The sequence below is a fragment of the Streptomyces sp. WAC06614 genome, from assembly GCF_003949795.1.
In the GTDB taxonomy this organism is placed as follows: domain Bacteria; phylum Actinomycetota; class Actinomycetes; order Streptomycetales; family Streptomycetaceae; genus Streptomyces.
Genome location: NZ_RPRY01000783.1, coordinates 1 through 640, shown reverse-complemented (window position 1 = coordinate 640; position 640 = coordinate 1). Strand labels below are relative to the sequence as shown.

1 protein-coding gene and 1 pseudogene are annotated in these 640 nt (G+C 68.9%); one reads left to right on the top strand and one right to left on the bottom strand.

Annotated features, from left to right (window positions below):
* Positions 1–380 (top strand): pyridoxamine 5'-phosphate oxidase family protein (locus EF918_RS37600; RefSeq protein WP_185922114.1); only part of this gene is annotated, 380 nt, incomplete at its 5' end.
* Between the two features lie 8 nt (positions 381–388).
* Here EF918_RS37600 and EF918_RS36475 read toward each other — a convergent pair.
* Positions 389–640 (bottom strand): annotated as a pseudogene (locus tag EF918_RS36475) (hypothetical protein); the annotation flags it as partial.

The window sequence follows — 640 nt, the reverse complement described above, 5'->3', positions numbered from 1 at the left end:
ACTTCTCCCACGACGGCTACCGAGACCTCTACTGGGTCTCGGCGCCCGATGCGCAGCACTCCCGCAACCTCATCCGCGACCCGCGCGTGGCCGGGGTCATCTTCGACTCCTCGGTGCTGCCGGGGTACGGGGCGAGCGCTGCGTACGTCACCGGGATGGCGCGCCAGGTGCCCGACTTCGAGCTCGAGAAGCGCTGCGATGTGGCGTTCCACCGGCTTGTCGGCACGGCTCGGAGGTTCAAGCCCGAGCAGCTGCGCGGCGAAGCGTCGCTCCGGCTCTACGTGATGGACGTCGAGCTCTGGGAGGCGCACCTTCCGGGCGTCGATCCTGATGACGAGTCCGTGCCCGAGACCAGGGTCGAGGCCGCCCCGGAGGTCTGAGGTCTTGTTCAGATCGACGGGCGGAAGAGGAGGTGGATCTCCTCGCGCAGCTCGAGCCGCTCGATGCCGATGTCGTAGACCGGCTCCAGGATCTCGGGCCGGAGCACCTCGTCGACGGTGCCGCGCGCGGCGACACGGCGCTGGTCGAGCAGCACCAGGTCGTCGCAGTAGCGGGCCGCCAGGTTGAGGTCGTGGAGCACCACGATCGCCGTCGTCCCGAGCTTCCGGACCAGGGAGAGGATCTCGTGCTGGTAGCGGAT